This window comes from Marinomonas posidonica (assembly GCF_043643765.1).
Classification (GTDB): domain Bacteria; phylum Pseudomonadota; class Gammaproteobacteria; order Pseudomonadales; family Marinomonadaceae; genus Marinomonas; species Marinomonas posidonica_A.
In genome coordinates this window covers 74,247-92,132 of the sequence record NZ_JBHZSP010000006.1, presented here as the reverse complement: position 1 = coordinate 92,132, position 17,886 = coordinate 74,247, and the positions used below count along the sequence as shown (strand labels likewise).

General features: G+C 43.4%; 15 protein-coding genes. 1 reads left to right on the top strand and 14 read right to left on the bottom strand.

All coding sequences use genetic code 11. The features are described from left to right. Positions 1–11: 11 nt before the first annotated feature. From ACHUFM_RS08425 to ACHUFM_RS08380, 10 genes are all read right to left on the bottom strand, one after another. Positions 12–587 (bottom strand): cupin domain-containing protein, encoded by a 576-nt coding sequence (locus ACHUFM_RS08425; protein WP_394181357.1) that lies wholly within the window; start codon positions 585–587, stop codon positions 12–14. Positions 588–689: 102 nt separating this feature from the next. Further along, positions 690–1,820, bottom strand: a complete 1,131-nt coding sequence (locus ACHUFM_RS08420) for an FAD-dependent oxidoreductase (RefSeq protein ID WP_394181355.1) — start codon at positions 1,818–1,820, stop codon at positions 690–692. A gap of 32 nt (positions 1,821–1,852) precedes the next feature. Then, positions 1,853–2,212, bottom strand: a complete 360-nt coding sequence (locus ACHUFM_RS08415; protein WP_394181601.1) for a Rieske (2Fe-2S) protein — start codon at positions 2,210–2,212, stop codon at positions 1,853–1,855. After that, entirely contained in the window at positions 2,212–4,611 is a 2,400-nt protein-coding gene (locus tag ACHUFM_RS08410; RefSeq protein ID WP_394181353.1) for an efflux RND transporter permease subunit, read from the bottom strand. Before ACHUFM_RS08410 ends, ACHUFM_RS08415 begins: the two co-directional genes overlap by 1 nt. After that, on the bottom strand, positions 4,608–5,702 hold the full coding sequence (locus tag ACHUFM_RS08405) for a YCF48-related protein (RefSeq protein ID WP_394181351.1): 1,095 nt from the start codon (positions 5,700–5,702) through the stop codon (positions 4,608–4,610). Before ACHUFM_RS08405 ends, ACHUFM_RS08410 begins: the two co-directional genes overlap by 4 nt. 5 nt (positions 5,703–5,707) lie before the next feature. After that, the gene (locus ACHUFM_RS08400) at positions 5,708–6,868 is read right to left on the bottom strand and encodes an MFS transporter (RefSeq protein WP_394181349.1); all 1,161 of its coding nucleotides are present in this window, start codon (positions 6,866–6,868) and stop codon (positions 5,708–5,710) included. A 237-nt stretch (positions 6,869–7,105) separates the two neighbouring features. Continuing rightward, the gene (locus ACHUFM_RS08395) at positions 7,106–8,059 is read right to left on the bottom strand and encodes a VOC family protein (RefSeq protein WP_394181347.1); all 954 of its coding nucleotides are present in this window, start codon (positions 8,057–8,059) and stop codon (positions 7,106–7,108) included. A gap of 19 nt (positions 8,060–8,078) precedes the next feature. After that, on the bottom strand, positions 8,079–9,236 hold the full coding sequence (locus ACHUFM_RS08390; RefSeq protein WP_394181345.1) for an alpha/beta hydrolase family protein: 1,158 nt from the start codon (positions 9,234–9,236) through the stop codon (positions 8,079–8,081). Positions 9,237–9,406: 170 nt separating this feature from the next. After that, complete coding sequence (locus ACHUFM_RS08385; RefSeq protein ID WP_394181343.1) at positions 9,407–10,768, bottom strand: DUF1329 domain-containing protein; 1,362 nt, start codon at positions 10,766–10,768, stop codon at positions 9,407–9,409. A gap of 16 nt (positions 10,769–10,784) precedes the next feature. Beyond that, on the bottom strand, positions 10,785–12,407 hold the full coding sequence (locus tag ACHUFM_RS08380) for a DUF1302 domain-containing protein (RefSeq protein WP_394181341.1): 1,623 nt from the start codon (positions 12,405–12,407) through the stop codon (positions 10,785–10,787). A 147-nt stretch (positions 12,408–12,554) separates the two neighbouring features. Here ACHUFM_RS08380 and ACHUFM_RS08375 point away from each other — a divergent pair, with 147 nt between their 5' ends. Further along, complete coding sequence (locus ACHUFM_RS08375; RefSeq protein ID WP_394181339.1) at positions 12,555–13,469, top strand: LysR family transcriptional regulator; 915 nt, start codon at positions 12,555–12,557, stop codon at positions 13,467–13,469. A 33-nt stretch (positions 13,470–13,502) separates the two neighbouring features. Here the strand turns inward: ACHUFM_RS08375 and ACHUFM_RS08370 are convergent, their stop codons facing one another. From ACHUFM_RS08370 to ACHUFM_RS08355, 4 genes are all read right to left on the bottom strand, one after another. Further along, positions 13,503–14,741 carry an anaerobic sulfatase maturase gene (locus ACHUFM_RS08370; RefSeq protein ID WP_394181337.1) on the bottom strand — a complete coding sequence of 413 codons (1,239 nt, stop codon included), beginning with the start codon at positions 14,739–14,741 and terminating at the stop codon, positions 13,503–13,505. Between the two features lie 27 nt (positions 14,742–14,768). Continuing rightward, on the bottom strand, positions 14,769–16,604 hold the full coding sequence (locus ACHUFM_RS08365) for an arylsulfatase (RefSeq protein ID WP_394181335.1): 1,836 nt from the start codon (positions 16,602–16,604) through the stop codon (positions 14,769–14,771). Positions 16,605–16,759: 155 nt separating this feature from the next. After that, positions 16,760–17,092 (bottom strand): hypothetical protein, encoded by a 333-nt coding sequence (locus ACHUFM_RS08360; protein WP_394181333.1) that lies wholly within the window; start codon positions 17,090–17,092, stop codon positions 16,760–16,762. A gap of 219 nt (positions 17,093–17,311) precedes the next feature. Then, positions 17,312–17,770 carry a hypothetical protein gene (locus ACHUFM_RS08355; protein ID WP_394181331.1) on the bottom strand — a complete coding sequence of 153 codons (459 nt, stop codon included), beginning with the start codon at positions 17,768–17,770 and terminating at the stop codon, positions 17,312–17,314. Positions 17,771–17,886: the final 116 nt, after the last annotated feature.

Here is a 17,886-nt window from a genome sequence, read left to right as displayed (position 1 = left end):
AATATTCCATGTTAAGCTAAAGATTTGGCGAGTTCTTCATCATACTGTCCGCCAACTAAAATAAATAAAATGCGGCACATCTTTCCCGAACGGTTCGCCCAGGCATGGTTGGTTCCACGCTGCACGACTACACTACCGGGCTTTAAAATGGCTTCGTCTTTGTCAACGATAAGGGTTAGTTCCCCTTCGATGACAATGCCGTAATCAATGGATTCGGTACGGTGCATAAGCGGATGTGGTGAGTCGTCTTTTACTGTCGATGCACTTTCGTCGCCGACTTTAGAGAACATGTCTTTCATTTTGCCATGCCCCTGATTTAAGAACTCTTCGCTGTCTGGCGGTATATCTACATATCGAATGCGTGTTCCTGTCGGCGTAGGAGGTAATACGACCGGGCCAAGTGTTGGATCGGTTTGCACATGAGTGACAGGGGCGGGAGCTTGGTCTGTACTCCACACTTCATGGAATCGAGTACCAGGAACCGCCTCTAAATCCATAACCGTTTTCAGCGGACCATTTTCGACAATCATGGATTTACCATTGTCATCATGCCCCGTTACGATTCGATAAATATCAGGAAAGCCCATAAAAAAGCTCCTTTACAGAAAATTATAGACAACACATGAAATAAAAAATGGTAGCGATCAGTCTCAAACCATCACGCTACCCAAGGGAGTTTCAAATCAGAATTAAATAGGCTGAGCTAGAGCACCTAATGACTGCCCCATAATTTTTGAATGCTCAGCTTTGTCGCCACCATTGATTTCGATATGACATAAACGCGCCGAATTTTCCACGACCATACGACAACGCTCCCAACGACGCTCATGGAATGTATCTAATGCGACCTGAAGGTTGGTGTTAGCCGCCAATTCATCGGCTAAGACTATGCCACTTTCAATACCAATTCCTGCACCAGAAGCAAGGTGTGGAGTCGTCGCAGCAACGGTGTCACCGATCATAACCAAGCGACCTTTATTCCATGGTGTTTTCACCAACAAATTTGCCAGCGGGCGATAGTCAATATTGGCTTCTTCTTTTAGTGCATGTGGAATCAATGCTTTAACTATTGGGTTAGGGAAATTTTCCATCAGACTGGCAAAAACTTGAGGCCAAGTCGCTTTGTCGATGTGCTCTTTCTTAGGACGATCTTCTGTAATAAACATATACATATGTGTATCTGATACAGGATTTACACCAAGCTTAAGATGGTCGCCCATCCACATAGTCACACGATTAATTTCAGCAGGGCGTGGCATAATGGCACGCCAAACACCTTGACCTATGTATTCAGGGTCAGCCACTTCAGGGAAGAACTCTTTGCGGATTTTAGAATGAACACCATCCGCACCAACAACAAGATCATAGTCTTGAGTACTGCCATCAGTGAAAGACACAGTCGCGCCTGATTCTGTCTGCTGAATATCAGTGTAGGTGCAGCCTAAACGGACATTAACACCAGACTCAAGTGTTGCTGACGACATAATACGAGCAAGCGTAGGACGAAAAATGCCACCACTACCTCCCACAGTAGAACCCACAGGACTCGGAGTTGGCAGCTCCATAACCAGAGGACCGTGCGCTAAGTGAATCGCCACACCATCCGTTACACAACCTTGCTCAACAACTTGTTGATACAAACCAAGATTTTCTAATGCTCGCATGGAGGCACCATTAATAGTGATACCCGCTCCTAGTTCACACCACTCTGGATCAATCTCAACCAGATCGACTTGAATGCCGTGACTACGCATTTTGATTGCTGTGGCCATACCGGAGAAACCACCACCAATGACCAATACTTTATTTACTGCAGTCATTTAATGACTCCTTATTTTTGTTGTTAGTACAATTAATTAATGTCTGTGATTAACACTGAAACCATGCCCGCTTGATCCACATGAACTGGGACTTTTGCTAAACTCTGACCAAGGCAAGGGCCTTGAATACACAAACCAGTATCAGGCTCAAACAAAGCGCCGTGGGCATGACAAGCCACATGTTGCTTCTTGGCGTCCATATACGCATCCTTGCGCCACGCCATTGGTGCACCAGACACATGTGGACAAGCATTTCGCCAAGCGAATAAGCGACCATCAAGTTTCACAACGAAAAACAAATCATGTCCTGCGTCGTTCTCCAAAAACCCTCTTGTCGCCCCTTCTTCTATCTCATCGATATGACAAAGAACTTTAGCTTGAACCTCTTCCATCACTCAGATATATCCTGCGATTTTTGATCACTTGCGTATTTTGGCTTAAGTAAAAAGTGCGCCAGAGCAGGAAGAAGAATCAATGCGCCCAACATGTTCCAAATGAACATAAAAGCCAGCAACAAGCCCATGTCAGCTTGGAATTTAATTGGGCTTGCCACCCAAGTGATCACCCCGACAGCTAAAGTAACGCCAGTTAACATAACGACTTTACCTGTAAAGTTAAGCGCCCTTAGATAAGATTCAGATAAACTATTGCCGTTACGTAGTCCGACCAGAGTAATAGATAAAATATATAAGGCGTAATCGATACCAATACCGACCCCTAAGGCAATTACGGGTAGAGTAGCGACCTTTACCCCCATACCAAGTTGCACCATCAGCGCTTCTACCATGATGGAAGTCAGCATCAATGGCAGAATCGCAACGACCACGGCTTTAAAGGAGCGGAAGGTAATTAACGACAATAACGCAACCGCACCGTAAACAAGGAACAGCATTTGATACCAAGCCGCTTTTACTGAGATATTCGTAGCGGCTTGAATCCCCGCGCTACCTGCCGCCAATAAGAACTGCACATCCTCTGTATTATTGTCTTTAGCAAATTCCTCTACGTGATTTACAATATTAGTTAGTGTGTCGGCCTTATGATCTTGCAGATACACATACACTGTTAACAAATTACAGCTGTTGTTATACAAACCTCGCGGTGCACCTGCCGTAATGTAGTTCAACATACTTTGGTTCGGTAAAAACTCGTACCATTTAGGATTACCTTCATTCAAACCGGACAACACACGACGTGTTAACAAAGACAAAGAATTGGTCGATTCCACCCCAGGAAGCTGACGCAATTGCCATTCAAGTACGTCAATTTTTTTCAACGTATCGTATTGAGAACAAGCACCGTCAGGGGTTTTAACCATAATCGCCATCACATCACTAGAAGCACCGTAATGTTCATTCATAAAAGCAACGTCTTGGTTATAGCGACTGTCTTGACGTAACTCTGGTGCACCCTGATCTAGATCTCCTATCTTTAATTGGGTACTTAATGCAAAGGCACCAACAGTTAAAAGGAATCCACCAATCAAAGCGCCTATAGCCCATTTTCGTTGAGTGAACTTGTCTAAAAATACCCACAAAACAGGCATATTCTTCGTATTAGAAGAATCAATGTCATTTACGACACTACGTTGTGCCGCTTTTGCTCCTACACCAACGTAGGACAACATAATAGGCAGTAGAATAAGGTTCGTAAAAATAAGGACTGCCACACCAATAGAGGCAGCAATGGCTAATTCTTGAATCACTTTAATATCAATAACCAACAGAACGGCAAAACCTACCGCATCGGCTAACAAGGCCGTCAATCCGGCTAAGAACAATCGTCTAAAGGTAAAACGTGCTGCGACTAATTTATCAAAACCTCGTCCCACGTCCTGCATGATGCCGTTCATTTTTTGTGCACCATGGCTCATACCAATCGCGAAGACCAAAAAAGGCACCAAAATAGAATAAGGGTCTAATACATAACCTAATGTCGGTAAAATACCCAGTTGCCAAATGACCGCTAATATTGATGCAAATACCACAAGCAAGGTGGAACGCACACATCGGGTATACCAGAAGACCATGAGAGTCGCGATAATCACCGCTAACACGAAGAAACCAAGGACTGCCTCAACCCCTTCAATAAGATCCCCCATTACCTTGGTGAAGCCGGTTATATGGATCTCTAAACCTTTGTCTTGGTACTTTGTTCGTAAACCTTCAAGCGCTTCGGAGTATTTCGCATAATCCAATGCTTCTCCTGTCGCATCTTGGCTCAGCAACGGCATGTATATAATAGTGGACTCTTCGTCCGCTGCGATTAACTGACCTATTTGACCCGAACGAGCCACGTTGGCTTTTAGTTTTTGTAAACTAGCCGGTGAACCATCGTAATCTTCAGGAATCACCGGACCACCATCCAAACCTTCTTCAGTGACACCAATCCAGCGAGTGGAAGGTGTCCATAAAGACTTCATTTGCACGCGGTCGACGCCAGGAAGAAGAAACACGTCATCGCTTAATTGACGTAAAAACTCTAAATATTCCGCATCATAAATCGTGCCTTTGGGACTAACGACCGCAATTCTTAATGCATTACCTAAGCCAGTCAGCTCTTTTTCATAGGTCAAATAATTTTGAATGTACTCTTGATGTGTTGGTAAGGTTTTTTCAAAACTCGCATTGATGGTTAACTTAGTTGCTTGCCAACCCAATAAAGCAGTCAGTAAGGCACAAACAATAATGACAATTAAACGATTGTTAAATAATACTCTCTCAATAATAGAGCCCGTATTTGGATCAAACTGATCTTCTGGAGAAGCAAGCGTAGACGAATGATGTTTCATTTCAAATCTCCTACATCAATGGAAACAGGCCCATTAATGCTTAAAGCAAGAACACTACCATTGGCTTTTTCTAGCATGTTGTTAAGAGGTGGAAGGCGTTTACGTGTAAGTGGCACTAACCGATTTTCGGTTAAACCAAGTAGAATCCCAGCCTGATTGGCCATAATCACTTGACCATTTCCATTCATAAAAGACGCAAAAATAGAGGCATTAATTGGGTTTTTAATGCTTTCCCAAACATCGCCATTATTATTGGAAACAAAGGTATTTCCACGAAGTCCAGCAAGAACAAGTGTGCTCTTCCCGGATAATTGAGCCGTGAAAAAACTTCCTTCGTATGGAGTATCAAGAATATCGAAGGTTTGACCATTGTCCTTTGAAAGTGCAATAAAGCCCTGTTCACCGGCAATCAGAATACGATCAGCCTGCTTGCGAATGCTGTATAAATGAAAGCCAAAGTAGTTTTGAATCCGCCCCATCCAAGAGCCCCAGGTTTTTCCTCCATCCTTGGTTTCCAGTGCCAAGCCGTAAGCACCGACCACAATTAAATGATCTGGGCCGAGTAACAACATGTCTAAAAAAGGTTTATCAGGGCCATCGGAGACTAACAATTTTGCCTGATAAATAGCCTCTTCGTCCTTGGAGGCTTCGGCTTGTTGCAACAAATTTTGAGCGAGAGTGCGACCGTCCAGTAGAACCTTCCACTCTGCCCCGCCATTCGTCGTACGCAACACGATGCCACCATGACCAATCGCATAGCCAATTTTTTCATCTGAAAAATCGACTCCTGTTAAGGTCACACTGACTGGTGAGGGTTGCTGCTGCCAGCTTTTCCCTTCATCATCTGAACGGAGAATTAACCCACGCTCACCAACAGCAATCAGATGATCTCCTGCATAAGATGCAGCCATTAACACTGAATGCTCTACTAGGTGAGACTTTATAGCAGGGCGTTCTATCGCATCCGCAACGGCTGAAACAGCACCATCAATACGACAAAGTAACAATGCCATGATGGTATAGCGGCCAAGTTTGCGCCAAAAGTTAACCGAGGTGGCGGATGTCTCGGTAGTATTTTTATACAACATCATCCACCTCACACCACTGACTCAGATTGAGCCACCGCTGAACTACTTCTGAAAACACGCATGAAGCAAATAAGTGAAATGGATCCAAATACTAATGCGGCAATACCAATACCATGGTAACCCGCTAACTTAATAATGGTTCCACCTAAAATAGGACCAATGGCAGCCCCTATCATTAGCATTGCTGGCGTTGCTGCCATAGCACGACCCGATGTATCTAAACGGGCCAATAACCCAAACACAAAAGTATGAGTAAACAACATAATAGAAACAAAAAATGCAGCGGAAGCAGCGTAGAGAGCAAAACCTGTTGAGTTCATCATGATATTAGACAAAAGAATTTGCAGAACTGGGCCTGAAAATAAGACGACACGGGTCGAAATACGCTTTTCCAAAATCCCTGCTAGGGCCGCTGCGACAATATTAATCAACGCTAGAGCAATCAAAACCATAGTAATAGAGTCAGTAGCGAATCCCCTTTCGTTCCCTACTCGCTCCATAAAGCTAAAGGTCATAGCCTGAGTAATTGCCATTAAACTAATACCAACAATGCCATACCAAACACTAGTTGGAATTTTTTCAGCCTTAGTTAGTGACTCCTGTTGTTTTTCAGCGGCGCTCAATGAAGGGAAAGTTAATAAGCAAACAAACGAAGCCAACAACATAATTCCGCCAAAGATAATAAATAGTGAATACCCTCCGACGGCCTGAGTGATGTTAGGAGTTGCCCCCATGAAAAAGAACCCCATTACGCCTAACGTAAAGCCTGCAATAGCAAACAACTTATGAGGATTTTCACCGCGAGCTAGAGTGCCATGAGCCATACTCAATGCTGAACTTGCACTCAAACCAGCGACAAAATGCAATGCAGCCAACAACACAAATTCAGACGTTTGTGAGGCGCAAACAAAGCATAAACCCGATACAAAAAAACCAAATGTAGCAACCAAACGAGTGTTAAGGCGCTTGAATTTAGGGGCTATAAATAAACTGGCACAGACTGCACCAATTAGGAATAAAGTGACTAAGCTACCAGATTGCTGACTATCCAGCTTATAGTAAGAAACCAACACACCGATCCACAAAGGAAGAGCGACTAAATCCAACATACCAGCACAATGGGAAACCATCAAAGCGAGGTTACCTTTAAATCCAAAACGATAGCTCATCGTACACCTCCCGTTAGAAAGGCTGCTTCTCTTCGATCCGTAAAGCAAAAAATCCCGTATCTCACAGATATCATCAACATACTATTGTCATCCACTTTGTTTATTGTTATTTCGTGGTAGCTGCACATTTGCCGCTTACAACTTTTACGAGGCAGTAATAAACATCACTGCTCCCCCCCGTAAAAGCCTCTCGATTTATAATCAAACTCTTGTTTTTTTACACTTAATTAAAATAGGCTATTCGTATGCGCCGTTTTTACCTGAATCTTTACCCGGGGCCCATTTATCTCTATAACGCATGAGAAAAGTCTGTGAGGTGTCTGCATCAGAGGTTGCAACACGAGGTTCCCAGTTTTCATCATGCAAATCCATGTCTGCATCCATCTCGATATGGCAACCAAATGGACTGTTAAAGTACCAAAACCAATTTGATCCGAAGATGTGTCGACCTGGCCCCCAAAACGCCTGATAACCCTTTTCAATAAAGCGAGAGCCATTTTGCATCATCTCAGTTGGACCGCCAAAATGGAACGTAAAATGCTCTACACCCTGCATAAATGGTGGCGCACCAATCAAAAAGTGTGTGTGATGATCTAAAGTGCCAGCAGGTTGTAAGAATGGTCCAGTGCCTTCAAAACGATCAGTACAACGGAACCCTAAACGCTCCACATAAAACGCTTCCGCTTTGACTGGGTCAGGCACAAAATAAACGATGTGCGACAGTGTGCGTGGACGTATTTGTTCTGCGTCGTCATTAACCGCAAGATGGTTTACTGGGCGTTGAAATGGCGAACCTGGTACGTTCGAGATTTCACCTGGCAAGGTTAGCTGTTTACGTTCAGTAACTTTAAAACCAATAACAAAACCTGAATCATCGGTAGATTCGATTGAACCGTCGCTTAGCTTACGTACCTCGCGATCTTTACTTAACTCTGCGGTAATCGCTTGGATAGTAGCTTCATCCGCTACGCCCATAATGGTTTTACGCATCATGCAGCCATTACCAATACTCGCAGGCAAACTGTCATCGTCAGCGTGAGCTAACACAACAGAAGTACCATCTAATGCTTCAAAACGGCCGCCTTTATCAGTGACATCAACAGGAAACAAACCGTAATCCGTCAGAAAAGTAGCGCAACCAGGCACATCCTCAACCCCAAAAACGATGCTTTCTAAACCTACTATTTTCATTCTTATATCCTCTTTGGATTTAGGCTGTATGGCCTTTAAGCGTTTCAGCTACCCAATCAGCGATGTAAGCGCCAGCGTTAGCTGAATTATCAAAGCTAGAGTGCTGCACACCACCTTCACGATCGGTAAAAACTTTTAGCTCTCGGTTAGGGCTGTTCACCAATTGTTCATAGGTACGATGAGCCCATTTCAGCGGGATTTGTGAATCTTTTTCGCCGTGGGTCACAAGGAATGGCACTTTAATGCGATCCAGAACGCCATCAAGGTGAACTTTTTCCGCAATCTCCATGAACTCATCCATGTCTTTTGCACCCCAAACCCAACGCACGTGTTCCCAATAATGTGGAACCGGAAAACTGCCTTCTTTTTCTAAACGACGTTTTTGTACATCACGCCAGTCATGGTTCGCTCCCCAAACTACGCCACAAGCAAATCTTGGCTCAAACGCTACCGCACGAGGACAGTAGTAACCACCCAGAGATACACCTTCCATACCAATACGTTTCGCATCAATTTCTTCACGTGTTTCCAACCAATCCACTACTCGGCTTGCCCAATGCTCACTGTCGAAGCGCGCAGTAAAACCTTGTTGACGAATGGCATCGCCTGTACCAGGCTGATCCACAATTAATGAAGAGACGCCGCGTTTCGCTAACCAAGCAGGCAAACCTACTCGGTATTTCATTTCTTTTGTTGAATCCAAACCGTTCACCTGCACTAACACAGGCGCTTTGCCTTCCACGCCTTCTGCTCTAACATACAATGCAGAAAGGTACTTTCCTTCATACGGAATCTGAACTAACTCACAATTCTCTTTAGACAATTCAAGACCACGAGCAAAGATGTCTTGGAAACGCTTATATAACGCTTCTCGACCCGGTGAACCATGCCCTTGCAGACGCTCAGCCGTTAAATAATAAGTCGCTGCACGTCCATATTTATCACCAGCGGATATCATACGACCACGCTTTTCATCTTCTTCCGCTAACACACATAACTTATCCGCCATGCGCTCCCAACTTTCACGAAACGCTTTTGAGCCCGCAGCATCCTTAGCATCAGCTGCTTCTTTCAATGGTGCGCACATCTCTTGGATCTCACCAATACGAGCGCCCATTTCTAAAGCAAGGTTAATAGAAAGATCCCATGGGTAATTAGTGGGAAAGTAACGAAACATAAATACTCCAACTTCTTTTATTTGAAAGCGAACAAACAGCTTGATTTGCAAAAATTAAACTCATCAATCTGTTAAAAACCTGTATCAAAGGACGAGTAAAGCCAAAAGGGGGAAGGCAAAACTCACCCTTTGATACAAAAGAAACAAGATTAATCAAACATTAAATAAACTTATCGTGTACCCTGACGCGCCAAACCTTGACCAGTGAAAGTACTGGTAGGAAAACGTGCGACTGGCTTATTGTGAAATGATTTATCATTCATCACGTTCGCCACATACGCTTCACCTGAGAGCAAATTATAAAAACCAAAGGTTTGCGGAATGGTGCCAGGGAACTCAGGCATAACGTAATTGAACTGCCATAATGTTTTCCAAAGTTCACCATTTGAATCCCAGCGATCACCCAAAGATGCCTGCCAAGTATCTTCATCTAAGTAGTAACGGCTACGGACTGCTTGATGGCGTTTACCTTCAGCAAGTGTGGCCTCTACCACCCAAACACGGTGTAACTCCCAACGAACCGTTTCAGGGTTAATGTGGTTACCAGAAACAATTTGATCGTCACTATACTGAAGGAAGCGATTTTCATTGTATGGAATCAAGATTTCTTTCTTACCCAACAACTTCCAATCAAACACATCAGTACGACCTGAAAAAACACTTAGCTCATCGAAGGACATCAAGCCCGCTGTTGCTGGAGTAGGCGTATCGCAGCAAGCATTCGGCAACTTACGAACACGACGTTGACCCGTTAGGTAAACGTAAGATTGCGATTTATCTGCTTGTAGATTAGTACGACCAACAATCCTTTCACCTGCACGAATTGGCGGCCCATAATTTTCTAAGTTAATTTCGTTAAAATACCCATCAAACTCTTCGCTCGATCCCTCTTCGAAGTAATAAGGCTTTTGCACCTTCAATAAACCATCTGTTGTCAATACCACCTTACCGCTTGAGGTGATTTGATACTGATTAATTTCCGTTTCCCAACTCACGCCACGCCACGCTAAACGATGGTTATTAATGGCTTCCAACCCATTTTTCGGGATCGGAAACGGAATACCACCATATCCACCCTCAAGATCATGGCCTTTTAAAGTGGCTTTTAATGCATTTTGAGCGGTAAAGTTATAAACCCAATCTGGTGCTGTTGCCGTTCTATGTGTTGGGTAAACGTTCAAACGATATGTGTCTGGGTACTTTTTCAGCATCGCCTTCACACCATCCGTTAATTTTTCAGCATACTCATCCATATTCGCCGCAGTCACAGTATACAAAGGCTTCTCATCAGCAAAAGGATCAAGACGTTTACCGCCTAACTGTTCGCCAGGGATAGGTTTGTTATATCCTCCAGTCCACGCAGGAATAGAACCATCAGCACTGCCTGCTTTTTCAGCACCAAAAGGCGTTAAATCCGCACCTAATCGAGCGGCTTGTTCAGGGCTAACAGCTGCATTAGAAGCCATTGAAAAACAACCTAATACTGCAGATGCAACTAACACACTAAGAGAGTGTTTTTTATTGTTATACATTATCATTCTCCAAAAATTAAAAGGTGGTACTAACAGAGGCAGAGATAAAATCACGATCTTTTAGAGCTTGTTTAAACTGAGCCCTTGGCTTATCACCAGCATTAGGCCCATCGGTCAAGAAAGGACCTTCCTCACCATAATAAGTCACGTAGTTCATGGAGAAATTCCACTTATTTAGGTAAACCGCTTTTAGACCTAAGTTAATATCACCACCGCCGTCGACACCAAAAGCAGGCCCTAATGCGCCAGATTTACCAAATGCTCGGCTTATACCTATGGTTGGGTTTAAATCAACACCATCAAAGACTTGACGATATTGCGGGCTGTAGATCATTCGTATTGCAACAGCAGACTTGTCTGCTAGAGGGTTAGCCATCTCTTTATTCTTCGTGGTTTTAACAACCGTATTCCAAGCAATTTCCCCTAAAAATGAGGCTTCTTGAGCGATAAAAGTAGGCACATTTGCTATCCAGCTAAACTGAGCATGCGCGGTCTCACCGACGGCATACCCTGGATTTTTATCATTATCAAAATTGCGATTGGGGTCATCTTGAGAAACGCTGTTTAATGGCGCATTCATACGATATGACACTTCACCGGCAAGACTCCAACGACCGACCGTTTTGGCCATACTCGCCCCGTAGGATTCAATGCCTTCAGCAAACGCCCAACGGTAGGTGCCTGTACCAGGACCAGTAGGAATAAAGTAGTTGTTGCTAGGCCCAGCGGCATGATAACGGGTCGCGTAAAAACCATAATCCACATCAGAATCATAATCGGTGATACGAAGTTGCAGACCATATTGACCTGAGTCTGAAGCATCCATATCGGATTCATTTGTAAATTGATTTGGGCCAAATGTTTTGACCGAAGTACCTTCAACTGGATCACCCGCGGACAAATACGCACCTTGTGGAGGCAAACGCGACTTCTCCCATTCGTAACCCACAAATGCACCAAGAGAAACGGTGTCTGTCAAAGGCAGATCTAAAGAGACTTTACCAGTAGGACGAATGGTTTCTTTCGTCTTTGAACCCGGAACCGAGGTTAGCTTAACAATGTCCATAGGGCCGTTTGCCGCAGCAACACCATTCGCGCCATAGAACAAGCTTTCACCCCACAAAAGAGAGTGGCGACCTACGCGCACCGTACCTTCCATTCCATCTTTAAAAGGGAATCGAGCATATACAAAGGCGTCTAATATTTCGGCATCATCACCCATTACTTTTTTAGTATTATCGACAAACTCGTTAGTAACGGGACTATTTGAAGTGGAGGTATCATTATCATTTTTTTTGTTGTATTCGGCGTCGTACCAGGCCGCGCCACTTAGACGCACACCAAAACGATCTTGATACGAAACATCAAATTCACTGAATAAATCCAAACGATTGGAAACCAAACCTTTATCAAAGTTATTGTTACCATCATCTAAGTTTTTGACAGCATCTCCTGTTGATAAAGCATCGGACTGATCTTTAAGACGAAAAGCCGTACTGTATTTCACCGTATTATTTAAGCTCATTCTCAAATCAGAATTGCTTGTATCTATCTGAAATGCATAAGCTGTAGATGTGCTAGAAACAATTGCGAGCGCAAGCGCTTTCAGCCTAAATGGCGTCGAGTTGATTGTTTTCACGTGTTCTTCCTCTCAAATTTTATTTTTATGTTTTAAGAACAAGCTAAATGTAAATTACAGCAACCTTTCAGAAAAACCCTTTAAACTGAATCAACCATTCGATATCATCGAATGATCAAATAAGAACAACTATTGACGAGAATCTTTATGCGATTTAAAAAGCTCGACCTTAACCTTCTGGTGGCTTTAGATACTCTCCTCACCGTCCAGAGCATCACCAAAGGCGCAGAACAACTCAATATGAGCCCTTCTGCCCTAAGTAATTCACTATCGAGATTACGAGATTATTTTGAAGACGATCTGCTGACACAGATCGGCAGAAGAATGGTCATCACCCCCATGGGAGAGAGTCTAAAAGCAAATGTACGCAACGCTTTGAACAATATTGAAAGCACGATTCTGGTACAACCTAGCTTCGACCCCAAGACAACCGACAGGATATTCAGCGTATTTTGTTCAGATTACACACAAACCGTTCTAGCACCTCATGCCTTAGAATTAGTAGGAAAACAACAAAGTACGGCCCGTTTTCAATTTTTAGCACAGGTTCACAACCCCGACGAGCAGTTAGAGCAAGGCAAGGCTGATCTACTGATCATCCCATCGGATTTTGTCTCAACGAGTCACCCGAGCAAAGTTCTCTATGAAGAGGAATTTGTTTGCGTTGTCTGGAAAGACAGCGAAATAGCAAAAGGTAAGCTAACCACAGAAAAATACGCGGAGGCTGGACATGTCTTAATGCGCCCTGCGGTAGTTAAAAAAGACTTTTTTGAGACATCATTCGCACAAAGGTATGGCGTTAAACGTCGTTTAATTGCAACAACCTTCAGTTTTGCCTCATTGCCAGCCCTCGTTATAGGCTCCGAAAACATCGCCACGATACACGCAAGACTGGCAAGAAAAATGGCCAAAGTATGGCCACTTAAAATTCTACCACTGCCTTTTGACATTCCACCGATGAAACAATGCGTGCAGTGGCATCAATACCGAAATAACGACGAAGGGCTTATTTGGTTAATAGACACACTGAAATCAGCTGCAACTAACATGGACGCAGAATAACGCAAAGAAAAGAAAAGGATCTGTTCTGGCAGGTCAGGAATAGAACCTTTTCTTTATCTCTTGCCTCACCTTCTTTATTGGCGTTTGATGACTCAACAAACCGATCGTTTCGGACATTTTAGGTACAGCATGAGAAAAGTGTGACTTAAAGCCATCACATAGATAATTACGATTTAATAAGCCATCACTAGAGGGCTCAAATCGATGCTTTGGACAACCGCCATGACAAACTGAACGCACCTCACATTGATGACAATCGGTACTGATATTGGTCAACTTATCTTCCCCGAATTTCAGGTTTTGCGGCAAATTTACTAGCTCGATTAACGAGGTTTCATTCACATTACCCAGCTTATGTTCAGGGTAAACATAATGATCACAGGAATAAACATCCCCATTGGACTCCATTGCCAAACCGTTGCCACAGGTTTCACTAAACACGCAAGCCCCCGGCCGACCTGCTAGCTGGCTCATGGTTTGCTCAAAGTTCATGACGAAAATCTTACCCAGATCCTGCTGAATCCAATGATCAAAAATCGTATTAAGAAACTTACCATAAGCCTTCGCTGGAACCGACCATTCCGCTAGGTTAGATTCCCCTTCAAACGTTGGCTGAATCAATATCAAACCATCTCTATCTGGCACAATGGCTTTGCGTTCAACCAAAGGAATAAACTGCATATATTGACTGCCTATTCGCTTTAAAAAAGCATAAACATTCAACGGTCGCTTTACATTTTCGGCATTCACCACCGTTAACGTATTGAAATCAACATTATGCTTTTTAAGTAACGCAAGACCATTAAGGGTATCATCAAAGGTACTTTTTCCTTTACGAGAAAGGCGATAGGTATCATTACTGATGCGGTCTCCATCGATAGACACCCCAATCAAAAACTGGTGCTCTTTTAAAAAAAGTGCCCACTCCTCATCCAGCAAGGTTGCATTCGTTTGCAGCGAGTTGGTAATGGTCTTATAGCCTCGGTACTGCTGCTGAAACGCAATCGCTTGGCGAAAGAAGTCCACCCCCAACAACGTGGGCTCACCTCCTTGCCAAACAAAATCAATCACATCGCCTTGCTGGGATTGAATCTGATCACGTATGTAATTTTCTAGCGTCGTATCATCCATACGCCACTGTTTTTTTCTATCTGGATAAAGATGCTCTTTCTCCAGATAGAAACAGTAAGTACAGTCAATATTACAGACCGAACTACTTGGCTTAGCCATCACACCAAAGTGATTAATTCGATCCATTACCTTTTGACGCATCTTTCCCCCAGCAACTGACATGTCCGTTTATCGACCACTATAAGAGCCAGCATGCTCAACCACTTTGTTTGTACGAATGTATTCGCGATACGCTTGCTTCAATTCAGCCACCACTTCAGGATACTGAGCTGACAAATCTTTTGTTTCTCCGCGATCATTTGACAAATCATATAAGGCAAAAGGAACGTCTTTCGTGAATATTGGTGCTTTCTTTAATGGCGCTTGCTGACTCAACTTCCATTTACCACGAATGACATAGCTCGCCCCCATTAATTCATCGGCCAACACAGTACCATCGGAATGCACCTTAGTAAAAGTATCTGATTGCTGCAAGGCCGATAAGAACGACGCCCCTTTAGGCGGATAGATAGATTTACCTTTATAATGATCACCTGGCAACTCAACACCAACAGCGTCTAAGAAGGTAGGTAAAATATCAACTACCTGCATTCGAGCAGAAGACATCGGCTTACCCTTGGTTTGTCCAGCCAACTTAACGATGAAGGGCGAAGCGGTCCCACCTTCAGCGCCAGTAAAGCCTTTAAACAAACGGAAAGGCGCTGAACTTACCTCAGCCCAACGAGGCCCATAAGCAACAGCAGATCCAGGCTTACCCATATTATCCAATGAATTATCAAATTGTGTGCCCGGTATTTTCGGCAAATAAGCTGGAGCACCTTCCGCACCGTTGTCCGACATAAAAACAATCAGCGTATTGTCGTATTCACCAATATCTTTCAAATGAGACACCAAACGACCAACATGGTGATCTAGGTTACTCACCATCGCAGCGTAAATCTCCATTGATTTAGCTTCTTTCTGTTTTTCGTCGGAATTCAATTCATTCCAATGCTTTGGACCAACCGAATCTTTCGCTGGCTCTATCACATTATCAATTAAACCAAGGCGTTTCATTCTAGCCAAACGCTGCTGTTTAATAACATCGTAACCTGCATCGTAGCGCCCTTTTTGTGCATCGATATCGGCTTGAGGCGCCTGCAGCGGCCAATGTGGAGCAGTGTATGCTGCATAAGCAAAGAAAGGCTTACCATCTCCATGGTTGGCATCAATATAATCGATCAGCTTATTCGTATAGAATTCCGTAGAAAAGAAATCTTTTGGTAGCATTTTAGATGGAAACACTCGATCATCTTCAGCATACATTGTGATATCAAGCGGAGTGGGCGGCATCGAAGGTGCAAAATGCGACCCTCCACCATTGACCAGTGTAAAAGACTTTTCAAACCCTCTAGCAAACGGCAACGCACTTTTGTTAATCCGATACCAGAGTTTATGATTTTTATCTGGGGCTTTCACATCATACGCCAAATGCCATTTACCAACCATATAGGTGTGGTAGCCGGAATCAGAGAGCAACTCTGGCATAGTGGCGGTTTTTTCACTTATATGACCACGATAACCCTCTGGAATGTTATCAAAATCATAAGTATTCGATTTACCCCAAGGCGCACTGATTGGCTTATTTTGCAAAATGTTTATGCCAACCACTTCCCCCATGTTTCCGATGCCTGCCAAATGATGATCCACACCCGTCATTAGGCTTGCTCGAGTCGGTGAACACACTGCAGCGGTATGAAAATTCGTCAGTATTCGCCCTTGTGTTGCTAGCGCATCAATATTAGGCGTGTTTATTTCACTGCCATAAGCACTTAAATCGGAGTAACCCAAATCATCTGCCATAATCAATAAAATGTTGGGGCGACTTGGAGTAGAAGGAGAGGCATCAGCCTGAACAGCAACCGCAGGACTCAATAAAGAGACGGCAACTAGGCCAAGACGTAAATGAGGGACTTTGAATTTCAACAAGGCACTCATGCCATTGTTTTTAAAGCAATCAATCATAGATATATCCACTAACTAGCTGTGTGTTATTTTTATTAATGACAAAACTATCAGTTATTTGATTTAGATCAAGCCCTTAAAATTGAAACAATGTGTTTATGAAATCGAATGATAGGGTAATGAAATATGGTTCATTCAATTACAATGAATGATGATCACAGCTCTAATCGCTCATTGAACGCACAATAACAAGGCGAGAAAGCCCGTGTTATATCAAGTATCGTTTCACCCTTAGCACATTCTAAAAGACCTTGATCTGCGCCAAAGAGCTCGGGTAGAAAACGACCTAAACGGGTTAATCTAGGTTGATCAAATACTGGGCTGAGCATCAACAATTCCGTATCGTTTACCATTCCGCCATTGCGTTGAGTGAAGAGAACCGTAAAGCCCTCTTCTGTTTCAGGAAGCTGGCAAAAACCATAGAGATCAAGATTAGACGCCGCCATCATTTGCTCACTGGTCTGACCATCAATCAAACTCAAGGTCATTTTTTCATTGGGAATGCCCTTTAGAGACAATCGCAACGTTCGTGGAAAAATCACTATGGATTATGTACAAAGTGTCTTGATAAGGCATCCAACGTTTTTCTAACGCAATTTGATTAACCTGATTCAACTGAAGTAATAAACGATTGGACTCAGAGCTAAAGGCGCTCACCGATAACGCAGCACAACAAAACAATAGAAAAGATGATATGATTCTATTCATCACTCTTCACTCACTGCAAGGGTGTTTTCATAGATCTTCGCTTGTTGAATCAGGTAATTTTCAACTTCTCGAACCGTCCCTAAGCCATAACCCTCTTCATCCATTTTGTCTACACGATAACGCGCCGCTAAGTTCGCCATGTTTGGCAAGACTCTCTCAAAGTACCCCAATAATTCTTCGTCATCCTGCATGCTAATAATGCTTTTGCATTGCTGCGCGGCGGTCTCAACTTGCCAACCAATGTTTCCCCAATGACTCGTATTTTGTTGCTTATTTTTGGCGTCCTGAAACTGCCTGCTCAATAATGCCGTTATTCTAGCTTGCAGCACGTCTCGTGATATGACGTCACTCATGGCTAAAGGATTGGAAAGGGTTTCATCACTTTCTCTGCGATCATGCCAAGCCCCAGAAAACAAAGCTCGTTTTAGTTTAAAAATGTATTCAACTAAAGACGTCATAAGCCCTCTCCTTAATTAGACATTGACACTAGTTTTAGAGTAAACGAGTCACAACCACAATGAATTAAACTTTCAGCTTCAAAGTCCAAGCTGAGTTATGGACAGGCCTCGCTAAA